Annotated in this window: 15 protein-coding genes; 4 read left to right on the top strand and 11 right to left on the bottom strand. The window is 51.1% G+C overall.

Annotated features, from left to right (window positions below):
* Positions 1–56: 56 nt before the first annotated feature.
* The 5 genes from H6G89_RS11305 to H6G89_RS11325 all read right to left on the bottom strand — a co-directional run bounded on the left by H6G89_RS11305 (position 57) and on the right by H6G89_RS11325 (position 9,171).
* Positions 57–3,473 carry a DEAD/DEAH box helicase gene (locus tag H6G89_RS11305; RefSeq protein ID WP_190506080.1) on the bottom strand — a complete coding sequence of 1,139 codons (3,417 nt, stop codon included), beginning with the start codon at positions 3,471–3,473 and terminating at the stop codon, positions 57–59.
* 221 nt (positions 3,474–3,694) lie between these two features.
* Positions 3,695–5,851, bottom strand: a complete 2,157-nt coding sequence (locus H6G89_RS11310; RefSeq protein ID WP_190506148.1) for a polyribonucleotide nucleotidyltransferase — start codon at positions 5,849–5,851, stop codon at positions 3,695–3,697.
* An 898-nt stretch (positions 5,852–6,749) separates the two neighbouring features.
* A complete protein-coding gene (gene mreD / locus H6G89_RS11315) occupies positions 6,750–7,325 on the bottom strand; it encodes a rod shape-determining protein MreD (protein WP_190506082.1) in 576 nt (191 codons plus the stop codon).
* The gene (gene mreC, locus H6G89_RS11320; RefSeq protein ID WP_190506084.1) at positions 7,322–8,128 is read right to left on the bottom strand and encodes a rod shape-determining protein MreC; all 807 of its coding nucleotides are present in this window, start codon (positions 8,126–8,128) and stop codon (positions 7,322–7,324) included. The genes mreD and mreC overlap by 4 nt, the downstream gene beginning before the upstream one ends.
* Positions 8,128–9,171, bottom strand: a complete 1,044-nt coding sequence (locus tag H6G89_RS11325; RefSeq protein ID WP_309229790.1) for a rod shape-determining protein — start codon at positions 9,169–9,171, stop codon at positions 8,128–8,130. Before H6G89_RS11325 ends, mreC begins: the two co-directional genes overlap by 1 nt.
* A 636-nt stretch (positions 9,172–9,807) precedes the next feature.
* Here H6G89_RS11325 and H6G89_RS11330 point away from each other — a divergent pair.
* On the top strand, positions 9,808–10,176 hold the full coding sequence (locus tag H6G89_RS11330; protein WP_190506087.1) for a single-stranded DNA-binding protein: 369 nt from the start codon (positions 9,808–9,810) through the stop codon (positions 10,174–10,176).
* A 98-nt stretch (positions 10,177–10,274) separates the two neighbouring features.
* On the opposite strand, the gene H6G89_RS11335 is transcribed toward H6G89_RS11330, so the two are convergent.
* The 6 genes from H6G89_RS11335 to H6G89_RS11360 form a co-directional block, all read right to left on the bottom strand.
* On the bottom strand, positions 10,275–11,054 hold the full coding sequence (locus tag H6G89_RS11335; RefSeq protein WP_190506089.1) for an ABC transporter permease: 780 nt from the start codon (positions 11,052–11,054) through the stop codon (positions 10,275–10,277).
* A 71-nt stretch (positions 11,055–11,125) separates the two neighbouring features.
* Positions 11,126–12,085 (bottom strand): ABC transporter ATP-binding protein, encoded by a 960-nt coding sequence (locus H6G89_RS11340; protein WP_190506092.1) that lies wholly within the window; start codon positions 12,083–12,085, stop codon positions 11,126–11,128.
* A gap of 122 nt (positions 12,086–12,207) precedes the next feature.
* The gene (locus tag H6G89_RS11345; RefSeq protein ID WP_190506095.1) at positions 12,208–13,872 is read right to left on the bottom strand and encodes a response regulator; all 1,665 of its coding nucleotides are present in this window, start codon (positions 13,870–13,872) and stop codon (positions 12,208–12,210) included.
* Positions 13,862–14,254: a response regulator gene (locus H6G89_RS11350; RefSeq protein ID WP_190506097.1), complete on the bottom strand. Its 393-nt coding sequence runs from the start codon at positions 14,252–14,254 to the stop codon at positions 13,862–13,864. Before H6G89_RS11350 ends, H6G89_RS11345 begins: the two co-directional genes overlap by 11 nt.
* A 130-nt stretch (positions 14,255–14,384) precedes the next feature.
* Positions 14,385–16,484, bottom strand: coding sequence for a CHASE4 domain-containing protein (locus H6G89_RS11355; protein ID WP_190506100.1), 2,100 nt, complete (start codon positions 16,482–16,484; stop codon positions 14,385–14,387).
* 23 nt (positions 16,485–16,507) lie between these two features.
* Entirely contained in the window at positions 16,508–18,097 is a 1,590-nt protein-coding gene (locus H6G89_RS11360; RefSeq protein WP_190506102.1) for a glucose-6-phosphate isomerase, read from the bottom strand.
* A 238-nt stretch (positions 18,098–18,335) separates the two neighbouring features.
* Between H6G89_RS11360 and H6G89_RS11365 the strand changes: the two genes are divergently transcribed.
* From H6G89_RS11365 to H6G89_RS11375, 3 genes are all read left to right on the top strand, one after another.
* On the top strand, positions 18,336–19,649 hold the full coding sequence (locus tag H6G89_RS11365; RefSeq protein ID WP_190506103.1) for a branched-chain amino acid ABC transporter permease: 1,314 nt from the start codon (positions 18,336–18,338) through the stop codon (positions 19,647–19,649).
* Entirely contained in the window at positions 19,639–20,475 is an 837-nt protein-coding gene (locus H6G89_RS11370) for an ABC transporter ATP-binding protein (RefSeq protein ID WP_199336660.1), read from the top strand. Before H6G89_RS11365 ends, H6G89_RS11370 begins: the two co-directional genes overlap by 11 nt.
* 496 nt (positions 20,476–20,971) lie before the next feature.
* Positions 20,972–22,261: a serine/threonine-protein kinase gene (locus H6G89_RS11375; protein WP_190506104.1), complete on the top strand. Its 1,290-nt coding sequence runs from the start codon at positions 20,972–20,974 to the stop codon at positions 22,259–22,261.
* Positions 22,262–22,313: the final 52 nt, after the last annotated feature.

Below are 22,313 nucleotides of genomic sequence, written 5' to 3' on the forward strand. Positions count from 1 at the left end.
TGCTTTATAGAAGTCGGAGATTTTAAAAATCTCCGACTTCTTGTTTTCTAGAATTCCTAACTGCTGCTGTCATCGATGACGGCTGTGCGATCGAGCAAGAGCAGGTTTCTCAGTTGCTCGGTGTCGAGTTCGGTGAGCCAGTTTTCGCCTGTGCCGACGATCTGTTCTGAGAGGGCTTTTTTGCTCTCAATCAGGTCGTGGATACGTTCCTCCAACGTTCCGGTGCAGACAAATTTGTGTACCTGGACGTTGCGCGTTTGCCCAATCCGAAAGACGCGATCGGTTGCTTGGTTTTCTACTGCTGGGTTCCACCAGCGATCGAAGTGGAAAACGTGGTTAGCACGGGTCAGGTTCAGACCCACTCCACCTGCCTTGAGCGACAGGATGAAAATCCGCGGTGCCTGGGGATCGTTTTGGAAGCGATCGACCATCTCCTCTCGCTGTTTCTTGGAGGTGCTGCCGTAGAGGAAGAGAATCTCGCGATTGAACTGCTTCGATAGATAGGTTTGCAGCAGTTTGCCCCACTCAGCAAATTGGGTGAAGATCAAAGCGCGATCGCCCTCTGACAGCAACTCATCAAGCATTTCGGTGAGACGTTGCAGCTTACCAGATCGGGAAAGAAACAGTGAAGATTGAAGATTCAAATCTGAATTATCTTCGTTCTTCGCTTTTCGTTCTTCAGTTTTCTCACTGTCTTCGTCGCTCTTGAGTAGCTCTGGGTGATTGCAAATCTGCTTCAACCGGACGAGCAACGCCAAAATTTTGCCGTGACGTTGAATTCCTTCGGCAGATTCGATATCTTCCAGAGATTTATCAACTAAGCGTTGGTAAATAGCCGCTTGCTCAGCACTTAAGCCGCAGAAAACGGTCATCTCCTGCTTTTCAGGCAAATCTTGAATGATGGAGCGATCGGTTTTGAGTCGCCGCAGGATAAACGGTTGAACGAGCGATCGCAAGGTTTGCAGCGAAGCTGTATCACCGTACCGCTCAATCGGCACAGCAAAGCGGCGTTGGAAAAAGTTTTTGGGTCCCAGATAACCCGGATTTAAGAAGTCCAGAATTGACCACAGTTCTGCCAGACGGTTTTCCACGGGGGTTCCCGTGAGGGCGATGCGAAACTGGGCATTGAGTTGACGAACGGCTTGCGATTGCTTGGCTTCTGAGTTTTTAATGTTCTGCGCTTCGTCTAGCACCACACCCTGCCAGGGGACTGTCTGCAAGTCTTTGACATCCCGATAGACGAGGGGATAGCTGGTAATCACCAGATGCTTGCCCTGAATGGCTCTGGCAAAATCCCTGCCCTGGGCACGTTTGTCCCCATGATGTACCAGCAGTTTGAGGTTGGGTGCAAATCGTTTCACCTCCCGCTCCCAGTTGCCCAATACAGAGGTGGGGCAAACCAGCAATGTAGGGTTCTCTAACGTTCCCTGCTCCTTCAGGTGAAGCAACAGCGCGATCAGCTGGACGGTTTTACCCAAGCCCATATCATCAGCAAGACAGGCACCCAAGCCCCATTTCTCTAGAAATGCCAACCAGGAAGCTCCCCGCACTTGATAGGGACGCAGTTCTCCCTGAAACCCTTCCGGGATGGGAATCGGTTCCACATTTTGATTACCTGTCGTGAGCGTGTTGATCAACTCAGACAACGCACCGGACGCCTCAAAATTGACAACGGGCAACTTCTCAATGGTTTGGGTATCCCCGGTGCTGATCCGCAGGGCATCTTCCAACGACAACGCCATCTGATCTTTGCGACTGGCAAAAAAGCTTTGCGCTGCTCGCACATCTTGAGGACGCAGTTCAACCCATTCTCCATTCACCTCGACAAGCGGTGTCTTGAGAGCAACCAGGCGATCGAATTCTTCCTTGGAGAGCCGTTGTCCACCGATGGTCAGTTCCCACTTAAAGTTCAACAGGCTTTGTAAGCCCAACCGTTGGTTGCTCTTGAGTGGAGCCGCCGCCCGGACGCTTAAACCCAATCGGCTTGCCCATCCCTGTTGATTAGAGAGACTGCCGGGTAGCACGACCCCAAAGCCACTGTCCTGTAACCGCCAGGACACCGTTTTGAGGAAGTCGTAGACCTGCATCGGGTTTAATCGGCAGGATTGTGGTTTTGAGACTTGCAAGCTCGGCTCTAGCACGGGGTAGAGTCGTGATGCCAAGCCCAATCCAGCTAACAGGGTTTCCTGGGGGCGATCGATGGTGCGTCCTAAATAAACTAACCGCTCGACTGGATTCTGCCAGATGGTTTTAGCACTGACCAAAAATCCGGGGTCGCTGGCGGATTGCAAAAAATACTCCAACACCCAATCGGCTTGCCCGTAGGAAGGCGTTTGTAGATAGAAACAAGTGCGGAAGGAGGCAAGACTCTGGCTCAGTTGATGTTGAATGGGAGCCGTCCACTGGGCGATCGCCGTTTGGAGTCGTTCCAATTTGGCAGGCTCAGTGGTGAGTTGGGCAGTGTCGCCCAGGGCTTTGAGCCAGTCCCGCAGGATCGCTTCCTTCAACGCTTGAGGATTACTCGCAGGAGATGCGGCAAGCCCGCTCTGCATCACCACCCGCAACTGGGCATCCATCGTCGCCTTGAGGAAGTCAAATAGCAGCGTTGATGCCAGCGGAAACGCCGTTGGCTCTGGCGTTGCTGAAGTTTGTTGTGTGTTCAGATACGTCCGACAGACAACGGGCATCTGATGGGTAAATTGTTCTAACCGTCCCTGGTCTGCTCCACTATCGAGCAGGGGTTGCCAGTAGGCGATCGCGCTTCCCTCGCTCTGAGGCTCTAGTTGCGGCAAAAATTTCGATCGCGCTAGTAGATCCAGACTCCAGCGAGCAACGTGGGACCAAAAGCGCAGATCACCGCCTAAAAAGGATTCCTCTTCTCCCATAGAACTGAGAGGCAAGGAATTAAGGAATTGAATCGCTTCCAACGGGGTGAGGACAATCCCCGTCACCAACCAGGACTGTAGCGTAGGTGAAGTCGTGGGGGTGTCTGCATCATCGCTGGCGGATGAGGTGGCTGCCCCTGAATGTTGGGGAATGGCAACCGTTGCCTCGGTTTCAGTAGCAACCTGATACGTCGGTAAAGCGATCGCCACGGTTTGCCATCGCCCCGTATCAGTTACCACTGGAATCGTCGCCGTTTCCACAGTGGCGGTTGCCTTGCGCTTCCCACGTTTAGCACCTGCTTTCGAATCCGGTTCCGGTGGTTCTAACGACACATCGGCGATCGCCCACTGAAGCTGCTGAGACTGATGCAGCGATCGCAACAACGCGGTCAACTCTGCCCCATTCATGCCAAATGGGTGAGGCTGGGGTTGGTCTGATTGGGCAAACTCGGTCGGGTCAATTCTGCGCCAGGTTTCGCCCCAAATCAAAAAGCGATTGCCCAGTACAGATTCCGATTCGGCAGGTGCAACAGGGGTTGAGGGCTGATGTTGAGGTTGGATGAGCCAACTTCCGTGTAAGATTGCCATGCAATTAATCGTGGTGCAGCAATAAGAAAAGGTAGAAGCCTGAAGAGAGAAAGAAGCGGGCAGTGGAGAAGGATGAGGGATAAAGGATGAAGGATGAGAAACAGGCAAGACTTGAAATTCTACCCTTCACACTGCGTGGTTTTATTCCTTATCCCTCAGCTTTTATCCCTTAGCCTTTAGCCTTCATCCTTCTTTTTTCTTTCTTCCCCTTTCTTTCTCTCCTATTCTGCCACTGCTTCTCGTGCCGCTGCGGCTTCATCAGGATGGATGCCCAGACGAGTCAGGTTAATCCGACCACGACTGTCGATCTCACGGACTTTGACGATCACTTCGTCACCGACCGCGACTTCATCTTCCACTCTGCCGACGCGATAGTCTGCCAGTTGTGAGATGTGAATCATCCCCTCTTTGCCAGGAAGGAACTCCACAAACGCCCCAATTGGGATAATGCGAGTCACCTTACCGACATAGACATCGCCCGCACTGAGTTTGCGAGTCATGCCCTCGATGATGCCACGAGCCTGTTTTGCCTTCTCGCCATCCACCGCAGAAATGGTAACGGTTCCATCATCTTCGATGTCGATTTTGGCTCCCGTTTGCTCCGTGATGCCCTTAATGGTCTTACCACCGGGACCGATGATCATGCCAATCAGCTCAGGATCAATCTTGATAGTCATGAGGCGAGGCGCAAACGGTGACAGGTTGGTACGAGGCTTATCGATCGCCTCCATCATCTTGCCGAGAATGTGAACCCGGGCTTCTTTTGCCTGGTTAATTGCATCCGCCACAATACTAATGGGCAGACCATTGATCTTCATGTCCATTTGCAAGGCAGTGATACCTGTATCCGTGCCTGCTACTTTAAAGTCCATGTCGCCCAAAAAGTCTTCGATGCCTTGAATGTCGGTGAGGATGCGAACGTCATCCCCTTCCTTGATCAAGCCCATCGCCGCGCCACTCACAGGTTTGGTAATGGGAACCCCTGCATCCATCAACGCCAGGGTTGAACCACAGACCGACCCCATTGAGGTGGAACCGTTGGAGGACAGCACCTCCGATACAACCCGAATCACATAGGGAAACGCTTCTCTGGGGGGCAGCACAGGCACCAATGCCCGCTCTGCCAGTGCCCCGTGACCCACCTCACGCCGACCGGGCGATCGCAACGGTTTCGTTTCGCCTACGGAGTAGGGAGGCATGTTGTAGTGGTGCATGTAGCGTTTTTGCTCATCGGGATGGAGGTCATCCAATTCCTGTGCCTCTCCCGGAGTACCCAGCGTCACCACCGACATCACTTGGGTCAACTCCCGCTGGAACAGTGCGCTACCGTGAACTCGTGGCGGCAGAATTCCAGTGCGACAGCTAATCTTACGGACTTCATTGAGCTTGCGACCATCGACCCGAACGCCATCTTCGATCACCTGACGCCGCATCAGAGTCTTAGTCAAGCTCTTAAAGGAACCCGATAGATTGCGAGAGTCTGCCTCTGTCACCACCCGAATGGGGTTGTCTTCAGGCAGAGCCGCAATCTCGATTGCAAGCTCACTTTTGATTGTGTCTAGGGCATCATCCCGCTGAGTCTTGGTGTATTCAAATCGACTCAGGATTTGCTTAATCTCACCCGTAGCCCGTTCCGCAATGAACTGTCCCAACTGCTCCATTGCCGGATCTTTTTCAGGCTCTGCCGGAGGTACAATCTCAATACCAATCTCTGCTATCAGGTCGCGTTGTGCCTGAATTAAATCCCGAACCGCCTCATAGCCGAAGTCGATCGCCTCAATAATGTCTTGCTCTGGCAGTTGGTTCGCTCCAGCTTCCACCATGATCACCCCTTCTGGTGAACCAGCCACGACCAGATCCAGATCTCCCGCTTCAATTTCGTGGTAGGTAGGGTTAATGATAAAGTCATCGCCAATCAACCCAACCCGAACCGCTGCCATCGGTCCATTAAAGGGAATTTGAGCTAACAACGTGGCGATCGACGCACCAGTAACCGCTAACACATCCGGGGGAACTCGCTCATCCATCGATAATGTGGTTGCCACGATTTGAATGTCATCGCGTAACCAACCGGGGAACAGAGGACGCATAGGGCGATCGATCAATCGGCTAATTAACGTTGCCTTTTCAGGAGGTCGTCCTTCTCGTCGCAAAAATCCACCAGGAATGCGACCCGCTGCATATAAACGCTCTTCGTAATCCACTAACAGCGGTAAAAAGTCAATTCCCTCTCTGGCTGCGGCTCGCGTTGCCGAGACAAATACGGCTGTATCTTCCGATTGAACCAATACCGAACCGCCTGCTTGCGGTGCAAGCAGACCAATCTTCAGTCGAATATCCCGTCCATCAAAGGATATTGACTTATCTATTTCCTTCAACATGCCGTGAGTTTCCCTTTCGTGCCTCATTTTTTCTTTCTGTCGCAATCGTAGCACTGATATTTAAAGGCTGCGGTTGCATTCCGTAACTCCAAGAAATGTTGAGTTATGTTGTTTACCTAAATTAAAATTCTCGGAATTACAGTCTTCTTTGAATTATTAATACTTGATATCTAAAACGTCCATTAAAACTAAAGAAATCAGGCACAGCAATCAAGAAATCGGATCAACCTTCAACATATAGAGCAGATTGAAGGATACGTATAAGAGGGTTTCTAGGAATAAGCGGTAGTGTTTCAAATCTGTTGCTACTGCCCCCTGGCTTCCGGTTGTCACCATCCCTCTTACCGGGCTACCGTATACACGCAAGCTTTATAGCCCCCTACATCCCCCAAAATAGGGGACTTTGAGCCTTTGTCAAAGGGCTTGACTGATCAGAAGCCCTCGTACTTGGAACCGATGCGAAGCGCGCCTTTGGGTTAATCGACTCACCTTCTGCTAGGGGGTTTGGGGGAGCATCCCCTACTGGCTGGTTCTCGAACTCATTGCCGTAACCGAGTGCCTCATTGACAAAGCGATGTGTGTACACTGTAGCTTAATGTCATACCGATTTAATGTTTGATTGTGCCCGATCACTGGGTAGGGGCGTTTCGCGAAACGCCCCTACGGAATCATGTGCAGCGAAGCCAATTCAAATTGGTATCAGTTCGGTTTGAGAGCCCGGCGGTTAAAACCGACGAAATCCTTATCCCGAATTCACGTTAGCTTACCAAGGAGGACTACAGGAGGTTCTTACAGAGGCTATCAACAGGTTTGGAACACCACAACCCCATTGAAATCGAAATAGGTTAAAGTCTTTTTGATCAAAATTGCCCCATTATGGGGCTGACAAGCCTGATCAGGTGGGAACCTGTTCTTGATCTCCCATCTGCTCCCACCAGCGATTGAGCGGGTAATAGATAGCAGGTGCCCACAGGCTACTGAGAATGGCTGAACTCAAAGCAATGCGCTGATGATAAAACCAGATCTCTGTCAACGTCCGGTTCGCTAAGGCTGAATTACCACCAAATCCAGATAGGCTAAATTGAATTGCTGTAACCGTTTCAGCAATGACTGCCATGCCAAAAACAATCAGCGCAACAGAGATAAAGTCTTCCTGGACATAGCGTTGCTTCTGCAAACGTGCTGTGAGGAACCCCACGATCGCCAAACTGAGAGCATGGGTTGGGTGGGGTGCCGTCATACCATCTTGAATTAAGCCGAGCGTGAGTCCGGCGATCGCTCCCTGCCAAGGCGATCGCTTCACACTCCACGCCACCACCCAAATCAGCAACCAGTTTGGACCTACGCCCAAGAGTTGCATCCCTGGAAAACGGGTTGGCAGAATAAACAAGCACAACAGAACAGAGCCCGCCGTCACTCCCCAGTTGAGGAGTTGACGTGCATAGGGGCTCCAGGCGGATGAGTTAATCATGGTGTTGGGACTGGAGCAGCACCAGGACTGGATGAGGGTAAAGGGGTGGGAACCACTTCTGGAGACTTAGAATTGGGAGCAATGATCACCCATTCCAGGTAGCTAATCGGGGCAGTTAATTCGATCACAGCTTCTGGGGCGGGGCTTTTGTTCAGGTTGATCGACTCGATTCGTCCAACAGGCAATCCAGCAGGAAACAGTTGACTAAAAGAAGATGTAGTAATCACATCTCCAGGTCGGACATCTGGAACCTTATCAAAAAACTCCATAATTGCCCGATTTTCAGACTGTCCGCGCAGATACCCCATCGAACGAGAACGGGCTACCGTGACGCCCACCTGACTACTCGGATCACTAATCAGCAAAACCCGGCTTGTGTTGGGTGTCACCTGGATTACCCGTCCCACAATCCCACCTGTACCCAGCACAACTGAGCCTGGCTCAATACCATCCTGGCTACCGCGACCCACCGTAATCTGCTGCCACCAGTGATCTGCACTTCGCCCGATCACTGGAGCCGCTATTCCCGCTTCAGTGTTGCTAGACACGTAGCCCAACAACTCTTGTAAGCGGCGATTTTGACTTTCTAGCTCAACTAGACGAGACTGCAACTCTTGTAAGCGAGCATCTGCCAGCACCTCATCTGGCATTGGATTGCCCTGAAATGGGCGGGATATCCATTGATAGATTTCCAGGACAACCGCACCTTGAGTCTGTCGAACCGTCCATGCCGTTGTCAGGGCAAGAAAGACGAGTCCGATTCTCAAGCCATGGCGACCCCACCAGCGACGAATTAGATACATCACATATTACGGGAGCGACCACTAAATACACGCTCAAGCTGCTTAAAGTTCTCTAGCACACGCCCTGTGCCAAGTACAACACAGCTCAGGGGGTCTGCTGCAACGTGAACGACAATGCCAGTTTCGTGGCTGATCAGGGTGTCTAGCCCCTTGAGCAGAGCCCCACCCCCTGCTAACATAATGCCGCGATCGATGATATCGGCAGCGAGTTCAGGAGGGGTGCGTTCTAGCGTGCGCTTAACCGCTTCGATAATGACTGACAACGGTTCTGCCATCGCTTCACGAATTTCTGGACCTTTGACAGTGACGGTGCGAGGCAAGCCTGACAGCAAATGCAGTCCTCTCACATCCATGATGATTTCGTCGTCATCATCTGTAGGATAGGCGGAACCAATCAAAATTTTGATTTCTTCAGCGGTGCGTTCCCCAATGACCAGGTTGTGAACCTTCTTCATGTATTGGGTAATGGCTTCGCTCAACTCGTCACCTGCAACTCGCACGGATTCACTCAACACCGTGCCCTGCAAGCTGAGAACCGCAACTTCAGTCGTGCCACCACCGATGTCGATGATCATATTTCCGGTTGGCTCTGCCACGGGTAAGCCTGCCCCGATCGCCGCTGCTACAGGTTCGTCAATCAGGTACACATCCCGCGCACCGGCTTGAGAGGCGGCTTCCATAACGGCACGACGCTCAACCCCGGTCACACCACTGGGGATGCCGATGACAATTCGAGGGGAAACGAGGGTGCGCCCTTCATGGACTCGACGAATAAAATGCTTGAGCATCAGCTCGGCGGTGTCAAAGTCAGCGATCACCCCATCTCGCAGGGGGCGCAAGGCGACAACGTTGCCAGGTGTCCGACCAAGCATTTTCTTGGCATCTTCTCCAACGGCTAGTGGAACCTTCTCGTCCTGATCCATAGCTACTACCGAAGGTTCCTGGAGAACGATCCCTCTACCAGAGACATAAACAAGGGTATTTGCAGTGCCAAGGTCGATACCCATGTCGCGTGAAAATGAGAAGCGATTGAAAAAACCCACTAGCTTTCTAAGCCCCCAAAATTAAGTGCTATGGTTTGTTGAAACAGGTCTGATGGAAAATACACTTGACCACCTAGTCGAAGTGGATTTTATTACGTTTTTTGTGCAGAGTCTAGTCAGATGAAGTTTGAATTGAATGCAAGCCTGATTTTAATGAAATGTTTGATCCACACTCTACAGTCATCGTTCTTAGATGCAAGCAAACTATCAGGATAAAATCAAATCGCTTCAATGCGATCGCCCTCAAGAAATTTCGAGTTTTTCTCGCAAGAGAGTGTCTAGGAGGCTGACAAGTCAATCGATAAAGCTAGTATGAAGTGACCTGTTCATACGGTTGCGAATGTAACTGAAATTTGGATAGATGGTGGGACAAATTGAGTGAGATTTGTGGGTTTATTTAGTGATAAAAGTTTTTTGAAAAGTTGCTCTATGCTCTGCTAAACTAATACTTATGTACTAAGGCTCGTGTTAGATTTGTGCTTTATCGTGTTATGAATCGAGCGATCGCTAACATCAGCCAATCTCCGTCCAGTCATTAACTGTCAATCACTGTCAATCACTAACTGTCAAATCATTAACTGTCAAATCATTAACTGTCAAATCATTAACTGAACTCAACATATCGGGTCTAAACATATGGGTCTAAACGCAATTACACTGGTCGGTCGTGCAGGTCGAGATCCAGAGGTGAAATACTTTGAGTCGGGAAGTGTCGTCTGCAACCTGACCCTCGCCGTCAACCGTCGCACCCGCAACAACGACGAGCCAGACTGGTTTAATTTGGAAATTTGGGGCAAAACGGCTGAAGTTGCGGCGAACTACGTCCGTAAAGGCAGCTTAATTGGGGTCAGTGGTTCCCTCAAATTTGACCACTGGCAAGACCGCAGCACTGGAGCCGATCGCAGCAAACCTGTGATTCTGGTCGATCGCCTCGATTTGCTGGGGTCGAAGCGCGATCAGGAAACCGCTGGTGCAGGCATGGGTTACAGCGACGACGAATTCTAATCTAAAAGGTCAATTGATTTAATTCATTAAAGGAGGGATGCGATTAATCGCGTCCCTCCTTATTAGTCGTGTCTCTATTGATCGGATTAACTGAGAGTTTATCGGATCAGTTGAGGATAAATCTTGCGGACTGCCAGATTGACAAACACTCCCAGCAATACGATCAGCCATAACAGGTTGAGCCACCACCAGGAGGGTAAACCGATGTGCCAGCGAAGCAAATCAACCAACGATGACAGGGGCAAGATTCCAGCGACCCGTTGCAGGGCGATCGGCAGGTTCTCACGCGGAAAGTAGGTGCCACACAGGGTAAACATTGGCACAATCAGCAAGAAGATCGGGACGTTAATTTGATCGACCTGGCGCACCCACCCTGCGGTGAGTAGCCCCATGGCACCAAACAGCAGACTCCCTAATATCATCAACGGTAGCGAGAGCAATAGATTCCAGGCAGGATAGATGCCCCAGACCACAGCAATCAGTGCCGTCAACCCTCCAGCGATCATGCCTTTAGTTGCTGCCCACAGCCAATCGCCTAAAAAGACCTCTGCAAAACTAAGAGGTGCAGTGAGCAGGGCGTGCCAGGTTTTTTGGAAGTTGAGCCGAATAAAGGTGCTGTAGGCTCCCTCAAAGAAGGATTGGAACAACACCCCAATCCCAATCATGGCAGGTGCAATAAATTGCAGGTAGGATACCGTTTCGCCCTGATAGTTGACCTCACCAACCAGGGGAGTTAGTCCGTAGCCGAAGGCGACGAGATAGACGATTGGTTCTGAAACGGGGGGCAAACAATTGACGAGCCAGGTGCGTTGATAGACTTTAGCGTGGCGATGCCAAACGGAGTAGACTCCCCACGGTGTAATTGAAATCCCTTTCATGATTTTGGATTTTAGATTTGCGATTTTAATGTTTCTGGTGTGAGGCGGCTACCTTTGCCTTCTGCCTTTTCCTAGTGGTTGAGATGGTTGTCCAGCAGGCTCCCGGTGAGGCGCAAGAATACATCCTCCAGGTTTGCCTCGCGGCGAGTTAGTTCTGCCGGATTGAAGGCAGCGAGTTTTTGCCAGAGGAGTTCAGTGTTGGTGGGTGGTAGTGCGACCAGATAGCCACTCCCAAAGGAGCGATACCAGGTGTTGAAGCTGTTAGCGATCGCCTGTAAATCCGTCTCCGCAATGCCTTCTACCTCAACAATTTCTTTGCCAATGGTGCGATCGATTAACTCAGCAGGGGTGCCCTGGTCAATGACCTTGCCCTGCTGCAACAACAGGAGGCGATCGCACAGACGCTGCGCCTCATCCATGTAGTGGGTCGTGAGCAACACCCCACAGCCCTGCCGTTTCAGGTCGATCACCAGTTTCCAAAAGTCCTGCCGCGCATCGGGGTCAAGCCCGGTCGTCGGTTCATCCAAAAACACGACTTGGGGATGGTTAATCAAAGCCCGCGCCAACACTAACCGTCGCTTCATACCGCCCGACAGTTCATCAATGGGGCGATCGGCGTAATTCTCCAGGTGAACGTGAGCCAGCACCTCCCCTGCCCGTCTCCGAGCCGCTTTGCCTACGATCCGATAATGATGAGCAAAGTGAATCAGATTTTCGATCACACTAAAGTCAGGGTCAAGGTTATCCTCCTGGGTCACAATGCCCATTTTGGCGCGAGCACGGCACCCTTCCTTTTGAACGTGCAGTGACCCCAACTGCACAAACCCACGACTGGGAAGCACTCCCCCGTACAACATCCCAACAATCGTTGTCTTACCGGCTCCATTGGGACCGAGCAACCCTAACACCTCACCGGGGTTCAAGGAGAATTGCACATCTTGCACGACAGGGCGATCGCCATATTGTTTCCCTAAGTCGTAAGCCACCAGTGCCGGGTTATTATGCTGAGACTCAAGGTAAGAACGAACCATGCGTAAACCTCACAGGTGGGTTAACGTACTACATAATATCGTTCTTGTAGTATGAGGTGTCTATCACCCGATAGAAGGGGAAAATATCAGAAGAATGAAGAGGCGCGATATATCGCGCCTCTTCATTCTTCTGATATGACAATGCGATCGCGTCCCTGGTGCTTGGCTTCGTATAAGGCGCGATCGGCAGCTTTGCTGAGGGAGGTGGCATCTAGATATTGGGGAAATCCGGCAATGCCGCAGCTAAAGGTGACCAGAAACTCGCAGTTATCTGTCTTTTGCACCATCTGAGCAAACCCCTGCCGAATTTCATCCACTACATGAAATGCTGCGCTGGGGTCGGTATCAGGAAAAATGATGGCGAACTCTTCACCACCATAGCGACCAATGATATCGGCTCGGCGCAAGCGTTGTTGCAGCAGACGAGAGAGATTTTTGAGGACGCGATCGCCTGCTAAGTGACCATAGGTATCGTTCACCCGCTTGAAATGGTCAATATCAATCATGGCAAGGACAAGGGCACTCGCCTGCCGACTGGCACGCTGAATCTCAATACAGAGTTGCTCCTTGATTTTGGTATGGTTTAGCAAACCTGTGAGGCTATCGCGCTCAATTAAGGAGCGCAAGATGCTTGATCGCTGCAAGCGTGGCAGGATCGCAGCAACCAGGTGGTCAGGTTGAATGGGTTTGGTGAGAAACATATCCCCCCCGGATCGCACCGCAGCCAGTTGTCGCTCAATGCCATTTTCGGCGGAGAGAAACACAATCGGGATACCAACGTAGGCACCATGTTGGCGGAGAATGGCAGCTAACTCAATTCCATTGCACTCTGGCAAATACAGATCCATCAAGATCAGGTCAGGGTTTGAGTCAATCAAGGTAGACATCACCTGAAGGGGATCAGTCACCACGCTGGTCATAATGCCTGCCTGCTGCAAAATCAGGGCGTAATAGTTAGCCAGCGGCACATCATCTTCAATGATCAAAACGCGATAGGGTTCTCGGCTATCGTGATTGGTCAAGATATCCAGTTGGGTGAGCAACTCACCCGCATCAACAGGCTTTGTAAAGTAAGCACTGCCTCCAGCGCGTACGGCTTGCAAGCGGGCAGTCAGGTCGTCTCGCGCTGAGATAAATAGAACGGGCAAGGGGTGATCTCGCCCTTCTTGAATGGTGGCGATCGCCTCGGTGCCAGCAAGTTCCCCTTCGGGCAAGACGATGTCCATGATGATAGCGGCAGGGGTTACCTGCTGCATTGCCTCTTGCAACCCTTCCACATGTTCAAAATGGCAGACCGTATACCCAAAGTGGCTGAGACTCAGGCTGAGATAGCGCGCCAGATCAGGATCATCCTCTACCAGAAACACCACATGGGAATTTTGTTTTGTCTGGTCAGCGGGTTTCGATGCAAAGAGAGCCGCAGGGGCTTTTAACTGAGTCGTTGCCAGAGTTGCATTCAGTTGATGGAGTGCCTGTTGCAACTGCAATCGCTGTTTTTCAGTTGGAGGGGTGTCTAACCGTAACAGAGTATCCACACAGCTTTCGACCTGATGAGCCGCACAACTCACGTCGGCAAACTCAAAGGTAGCACTGGAGCCCATTAACCGATGACTCAAAAGCCGCAGATGGCGCAGTTTGTCGAGATTCCAGTCTTCTTGCAGGAGCGATCGCCCCACACTGGTAATGAGATGAATTTTTTGAGGCAACTGTTGCTCATACTCCTGACGCAGCAGTTGAAACTCTGCCTGTGCCGCCTGAAGTGAAGTTTGAACTGAATTAGCCATCATGATGCCGCTTCCACAGGTCATAAATTTGAGCTGCAAGAGTCATGGGGTCAAACGGTTTAGCAATCACATCCAATGCACCCATCTGCCTGTACTGCGTAATTTCGTAAGCTTGCACCTTAGCCGTCAAAAAAATGACAGGGGTATGAGCCGTTTCGGGAATATCTCGGAGAGCTTTGAAGGTTTCTAGTCCGTCAAGTTCCGGGAGCATGACATCCAAAATGATGACATCAGGAGCAAATACAGGAGCAACATGAATAGCTTCACGACCAGAACTGCAAATTTCGACTGTAAATTTACCGACTGATTGCAAGGCTAAGTTAGCAACAACTTGAATATCTGGATCATCTTCTACAAACAAAATACGGTTGAGTGTAGGAGTCACTGATTTACCCAAGTCGAAAAATTAAAACGAAATTATAGCGATGGCGGAATAACCTGAACCGTAAACTGTATCCCATTCGTCCTGGATTAGTGACATTTTTTACAAAATATTAAACTTTGCGGAAACCGATTTAATCGCCCCGCTCCGGCAAATCAAAGTAAAACGTCGTACCCACCCCTAATTTCGTTTGAAAACCAATTTGCCCTCCCAACTTTTCGATAATTGCCTTACTAATACTCAATCCCAATCCAGTGCCACCTTTTTGGCGACTGTCAGAGGCATCCGCTTGAGCAAACTTTTGAAAGATGCGGCTGTGAAATTCAAAAGGAATGCCGCATCCATAGTCCGTTACAGCTACTCGAATCGTACCTGGATAACGATGGATTGCTATGTCTACGGTGCTGTTGGGGGGCGAGAACTTGGCAGCGTTTGACAACAGGTTGGTCAAGACTTGAGCGAGGCGATCGCCATCGGCTTTGACACAGACTCCGGGCACCGTCTCTCGCAACTGAAACTGTACCGCCAATTGGTCGCCATAGGCTCGGTTTGCCTCAATCACCTGCTCCACCAGAGGCACTAACTCGATCGGCTCCAGCTTGAAGTCGATCGCCCCCGACTCAATTTTCTCGATGTCCAGAATGTCGTTGATTAACAGAATGAGGCGATCGCTGTTACGACAGGCGATTTCCAGAAGCGATCGCGCTTCTTCAGACAGTTCTCCGGTAACACCGCCCAACATCAACCCCAACGACCCACGAATGGCTGTGAGAGGCGTCCGTAACTCATGGCTTACAACCGACACAAACTCGTTTTTAAGGCGTTCTATTCGTTTGCGATCGGTGATGTCGCGCACAATTGTCAACACTTCCTGATCGCCACTGACCACAATCCGCGCCTCATAGTCTCTAACACCACCTTCATCCAGCAGTTGGTATTCATACACCTGCATTTCACCCGTTTGTAACGCCTGGTGAATGTAGTTCATTGCCTGCTGCGCGGTATGAGCCGGAAGAAAAGCGTGGACTGTCTCACCCAACATGCGACCAGCAAAAAAGTCGAGCGCGCAGTCCTTAGGAGCTTTACAGTCGAGGTAAGTGCCATCGGCTCCCAACCGCAAAATCAGATCGGGAATCGCATCCAACAAGGCTCGATTTCGCGCTTCGCTCTCACGCCGTTTGTGCTGGGAGTCGTTGAGCGCACTTAACATGCGATTGAGTTGATGAGCCAATTGAGACAATTCATCTCGTCCGGTCACCGTGACCTGCATGGAGGAGTCGCCTGAAATGCCGATCGCCCGGACTTCTGAACTGATTTGTAATAACCGGGTCAAGACCAGCTTTTCCAGAAACAGGAGTGTCACCCCACTCAAAACCGTGCCGACGATCACCAGAAAAAACACCAGATAGTTTTTGGTCAGTTGTCCCTCCTGGTAAATCCGTCGGGGCACATCGATTCGCAGGATCAGTGCGGGGTTGCCGTAGATGTCGTTGACCAGAGCATAGCCTGCGATCGCCTGTGAACTGAGCGGCTCAACCCAAATCGCATCTGGAGTAAGCAACTGAGCCTGAATTTGTTGAAAGGCTCTCGGCAGTTGAGCATCGTCAAACCGATAGACCGTGGTGGATAGCCCCGTTTTTTCTGCCAGGGTTTCAACGATCGCCTCGCTCAGGTAACGCCCAAAAATCAGAGACCCCCGACCTGGTCCTGCCCCACTGCCGGGAAGAATGGGATGAGACGCCACCATGAGAATGCCTTCGGGCAACAGCATAATGCCCGCTAGACTGCTGGTGGGCTTGCGGTGTTGCAACAGGGGGCGATCGCTCCTGAGATGGGGCATGAGACTCTCTGGAATGGGGCGATCGCGCTGTTGCTCAGCGTCGTATGCCCTGCCGAAGACAATCTCCCCGTCAGGACGCGCATAGATCATCAGGTTGAGATCAAGACGGGCGATCGTTGCGGTATTGAGGTTGGTGCGAGCATAGGTCGAATTGACGTCTTGAATGAAGGCATAGGTGTCATCCCACTCTGCCCAATCCCGAGCCGTAAACCGCAGTTTTGTCAGGTCATCCGACAGAGCATTTTGCACCTGCACCATTTTTTGCTGCACGTCTTGCCGCTCTAACTCGGCAAATCGGCTCGACAAAACGTTGCTCAGCAATGTGTACAACACGGCAATGAGACAGACTAATGTCAAGCCGATGATCAATACGATCTTTTGTCGCAGAGTCATAGGGGGCGACACACAAGCAGGAGTTAACGGAGGGGGGCGATCGCCAAACTATCGGGTTTTCCTAAGTCACCACTCACCGCCACTAAGCGATGGTTGGCGTGGAGATGCCGCACCACTTTATAGATTGTTTCGATTTGGTCTGGGGTTCCCACCTTATCTGCCAACGCCACCAGGGAAAGGGGTTGTTCTGCCTCCTGGACAACCTGCACGACTCGTCGTTGCAAATCCAGAATAGCGGCGGCAGCCTTCTTACCCGCTTCAACCCCCGGTTGGTGATAGGCATTGATGTTGACCATGAAGCCATACAAGCCCACTGCCCGCTCGTACAGGGCGATCAGTGCGCCTACAGTGTAGGGATTGACCTGGGGAATCGTCACGGTGATCGAGTCACGCTGATTTTCATAAATGGCCTGTCGGGTGCCTTGCAGCAAACCAAACAGGTAATCTCCCGATGTCACCCCCGGTTCTACTTGAATTGACTCGCCCTGGCGATCTTCCAGCACTTCGATAAAGGTCAAGAAAAAGTTTGCCACCCCATCGCGCAATTGCTGCACATAGGCGTGTTGGTCTGTAGTGCCCTTGTTGCCATAGACCGCAATTCCCTGGTGAACGACGTTGCCGTTCAAATCTTTTTCTTTGCCGAGAGACTCCATCACTAACTGCTGCAAATAACGCGAAAACAGGAGTAGGCTGTCTTTGTAGGGCAACACAACCATGTCTTTTTCCCCTTTGCCATTGCCTGCTGCATACCAGGAGAGGGCTAATAGAGCCGCCGGATTGCGTTTTAACTCTGGAATGCGAGTCGCAGCGTCCATCTCCTTAGCCCCCCGCAACATGGCAGCAATGTCGATGCCTTGCAGAGCCGCAGGCACCAACCCAACGCTAGACATTTCAGACGTGCGTCCTCCCACCCAGTCAAACATCGGGAAAGTGGCTAACCAACCCTCAGACTTGGCGAGCTTGTCCAGGTTGCTGCCGTCGGTGGTGATGGCGATCGCATAGTTGGCAAACTTCAATCCCTTTTGCTCATACACCCGCTTCACCTCCAACATACCGTTGCGCGGTTCTGGGGTTCCGCCTGACTTTGAGATATTGATCACCAACGTGCTAAACAGCCGATCTTGCAGCTTTGCCAGGGTGCGATCGATGCCTGCGGGGTCGGTGTTGTCAATAAAGTGAATGGTCAGCGGCGCATTGACGGGTGCCAGTGCCTCTGCCACAAATTGCGGTCCTAACGCCGACCCACCAATCCCGATTGACAAAACATCCGTGTATTTCTCCGCCAGCGGAGGGTGAATCTCACCGCTATGAACTTTTTGGGCAAAGGTTTGAATCGCTTCGACAGTGGTGTGGATTTCTTGCTGAATCTCGGCGTTGGGGGCTAGCCCTGGGTCGCGCAACCAATAGTGACCCACCATCCGGTTTTCGTCAGGGTTGGCGATCGCCCCTGCCTCTAACTCTGTCATTTGCTGAAATGCCTGAGACAGCTTGGGCTGCATGGCATCGACAAACCCATCATCAAACCGCATCCGGCTGACATCGAGATAAAACCCCAACCCCTCATGGTAATAGAGCCAGTCTTGATAACGTTGCCAAAGCGCAGCGGCATTCATAAGGACACTTCCAACTCGTTGCATTTATCACCTCACAGTTTACAGACTGAACTTGCAAGGTGACAGAGGCTTAAGGGACATAACAGAAATGGCGGACTTCGTTCCAATCGCCGTGAATTTATTCGCCGGGTTCAGTCCCCCAATCACTAGATACGATACACCCCTCCCTGGCCCACCTGCTCATCTAACCCTTGCTACCTGATATCGTTAGAGTCAGTGCTCTTGGTGTTTTTGCCCTATGGAAGGGTTTATTGTTTCCCTGATTATCTTCACCGCCATCTTTGCCATTTTTGGCATTGGGCTAAATCTGCAATGGGGGTTTACAGGGCTGATTAATTTTGGTCACGTCGCCTTTATGGCCGTGGGTGCCTATGCCACTGTGTTGCTGAGTTTATCGGGAGTTCCCCTGCTCCTGGCAACCTTGCTGGGAGCTGCGATCGCAGCACTGTTAGGGCTAGTGATTGGAATTTCAACGTTGCGGCTCCGGACAGACTATCTGGCGATCGTTACGATTGGCGTATCAGAGGTGATTCGCCTGGTGGCAGTCAATGAGGATTGGCTCACCAAAGGTACGTTTGGCATTCAACGGTTTCCCCTGCCCCTGGCAGAGCTTAGCCCAAATGGGTTTGTTCGGGCATTGATGATTGGGTTACTCACAGGCGTGCTGGGTTTGGGCTATTGGCAGTGGTGGCGGTGGGTACGGCAAACTACCCAAGGAGTTGAACGGCATATCCTCCTCAATGGCTCCTTTAAAGCCTTGGTTTATCTAGTCTCTATTCCAGTGGCGTTAGTGGCTTTGGGTTGGATCTCGCGGCTCCTCAGAAGTTCCAACATTTTGCCGAACTGGGTGATTGGTTTAGGCTTGTTAGCCACAGTCATCGCGATCGCCTGGTCTTATCTCTGGCTATCAGGTCAACTCTCGCGGCGCGTCGTCGCATGGACTGCCGGATTGACCATCGCGGCAAATTTGATTGGCTTCATTTTGAGCCTGGTTGTTTACCGCTACGCTGTGTTGGCATTAGTTCACTATTCTCGTAACCCAACCAAAACCGGGTTAATGTTAATCTCTGTGCTATTGGTGGCTCTGGTCTATTGGGCAGTAGAGAAACTGGTGCGATCGCCCTGGGGACGGGTGCTCAAAGCCATTCGCGAAGATGAAGAAGTCGCCAAGGCACTCGGCAAAAACGTATTCTGGTACAAACTCCAGGTCTTAATGCTCAGCGGTGGATTAGCCGGAATCGCTGGTTCACTCTATGCCTGGCAGTTGACCACCGTTTACCCCGATAACTTTCAACCCCTCGTCACATTTAACGCCTGGACAATGGTTGTCTTAGGCGGGGCAGGGAGTAACCCAGGCACCTTATTGGGAGCAACTCTCTTCTGGGCATATCAAACCATTACCCGCTTTGTCTTAGAAGATATCGTGCCGTTAGATGATGCTCGCCTGGGCGCATTCCGCATTATGGTGATTGGGCTGTTGTTGATCGTATTGATGATGTGGCGACCCCAGGGCGTTTTGGGCAAAAAGGAGGAACTCACCCTTGGTCGATAACTCGCAATTTCAAAAGGCAGATCGCTCCACCAGTGACCTCCCCAGTAGGGAAGCTACTTTGCCTCGCTCCTCTGCTTTGTTAGCTGCCCATCGTCTGACCAAAAGCTTTGGCGGCATCCGAGCGGTCGATCGCGCCTCAATTGAGGTTCCCCAGGGCAGCATCACCGGGCTGATTGGTCCCAATGGAGCAGGCAAAACAACCCTGTTTAATCTCTTGTCTAACTTCATTCGCTCTGATAGCGGTGAAGTCCATTTTGATGGCAACCCAATTCACCTACTACCCCCCTATCAAATCGCTCAACAAGGCTTAGTACGGACGTTTCAGGTGGCTCGTGTGTTATCACGTCTATCCGTGATGGAAAATATGTTGCTGGCAACGCAACACCAGACCGGAGAGAGCTTTTGGAATGTCTGGTTGCGTCCCAAGCAAGTGATGCATGAGGAACGACACCAACGCCAACGTGCCAGCGAAATCTTAGACTCTGTAGGGCTGTCTCATATGGCGCAGGAGTATGCAGGTGCTCTGTCGGGAGGGCAACGCAAACTCCTGGAGTTAGCCAGAGCTTTGATGGTCAGACCAAAACTTATCCTGCTCGATGAACCTGCTGCGGGTGTGAATCCAACCCTGATCAACCAGATTTGTGACCACGTTAGAACCTGGAACCAGGAGGGCATTAGCTTTTTGATCATCGAACACAACATGGATGTGATCATGTCGTTGTGCGATCGCGTCTGGGTGTTAGCCGAGGGACGCAACCTTGCCTCTGGTACACCGACCGAAATCCAAAGCAATGCTCAGGTTTTGGAAGCCTATCTAGGGCAGTAACCATCTATCCTTCACCTTTCCAAAAAATGACAGGTCTCGTGATAATTGAGGGCAACCTGATAAAAGGGCATGTATGCTGAGCCGTTAGAATAGTGTTATGCCATTCACCTAAAACTGTTAGTTTGGAGCCAATTTCTAAGAAATTGTATTTCTATACCAACCCAAGGGTTGATTAAGGCGGGTGCAGGGTGGGAACTCCTGGTGAGGGCAAAGCCTCCAAACTTCCTCTTATCAACTGTCTCAACGTTGCTATAGAGTGCTCTATTTTGCTTTAGCTAAAAAATAACTGATGCACTCAGGGTTGCAAATCGCTTCATTCTGGGTCCAACAGACCAGTTTTGACAAAAAAACTAACGCTGCATAGTTTCTCCCTGCATAGTTCCGTAAAATGCATCGTATTCATTAATTACTCGGCTGTTGTTGTTGTGAAGTATGTGTTAATGCTTGATTGGCAGTTGTTGACCCCTGTGGGGGATCTTGACCCGGTGAGGTGGCGATGATTGACCCTAACATTGGGCGAATCTTGTCCAATCGTTATCAACTCGTGGAATTGCTGGGTCAAGGGGCCATGGGTCGCGTTTATGGAGCCAGAGACGTCCTCTTGGGTGGCGTTCCGGTGGCTGCTAAATTTCTGGCGCAAACCCTGTTGAATCAAAAGATGCGCGATCGCTTTGAAAAGGAAGCCAAAACCTGTGCGGGGTTAGGGCAGCGCAGCATGAATATTGTGCGAGTGATGGATTATGGAGCGGATGACGACGAAATCCCCTACTACATCATGGAATACCTTAAAGGGGAAAGCCTCAGCGACGTTATCAGCCGTCAGCCCCTGCCATTGCCTCGCTTTGTCCGATTGACCCGACAAGTCTGTTTAGGGTTGCAGTGTGCTCACCAGGGGATTGAGATTGATGGCGAAATCTATCCCGTGGTTCACCGTGATATCAAACCCAGCAATATTCTGGTCATCCAGGATGAAAACTTTGGAGAGTTAGCCAAGATTCTGGACTTTGGCATTGCCAAAGTGCTGCAAGCCGATAGCGGTCAAACCAACTGCTTTATGGGCACGCTGGCATATGCCTCACCAGAACAAATGGAGGGACACGAGCTAGATGGGCGTTCTGACATCTACAGCCTCGGAGTCATGATGTTTCAGATGCTCACGGGCAAAATGCCTCTGCATGTAGACACACACACCTTTGGTGGCTGGTATCGGGCACACCATCAACAACCCCCACGCTCGTTTGAGTCAGCCAACTCCAATGTCAAGTTGCCCAAGCCACTTGAAAACCTGGTGATGAGTTGCCTCGCCAAGTCACCGAGCGATCGCCCCCAATCTATCAACGAGGTGTTAAAGGCACTCGATCCTTTCTATCAAAAATACAGTGCCTCTCAAGAACTGAGAGATCGCCTCAAGGATTTTGTGGGTCGGGTGCCAATCAATCCAACACCCAAAGTTCCGACTTCGCTCAACCCAGAAGAAATTTGTCGGTTAGCGTCGTGGCCTGCCGATAAACCTCGCGCCGAAATTGTCTTTCCCAATGCCATTCGGACGAGTAATGAGACACTGGCAACGCTTTGGGTCATGATGACGCAATCTGAGATTGAAAAGCGACTGATTTGCACCCGATACAAGCAATTTTTGTTTATTCCGGCTCCACACCCCACCCTTTTGTGGCTGACGGTGCTCTATAACCAGGAATACGGTCCTCGTTGGGTGCCCTGCTATCTCGACCTGAAGTCAACTCAGGGACAAAAGATGGCACGCTTTGTGATTGAAAGCATAAGATGAGCAAACCGCTCATCTTATGCTTTCAGAATTGGCTGCTCATTTTATGCTTACG

Origin of the sequence: Oscillatoria sp. FACHB-1407, assembly GCF_014697545.1 — a bacterium.
In the GTDB taxonomy this organism is placed as follows: Bacteria; Cyanobacteriota; Cyanobacteriia; order Elainellales; family Elainellaceae; genus FACHB-1407.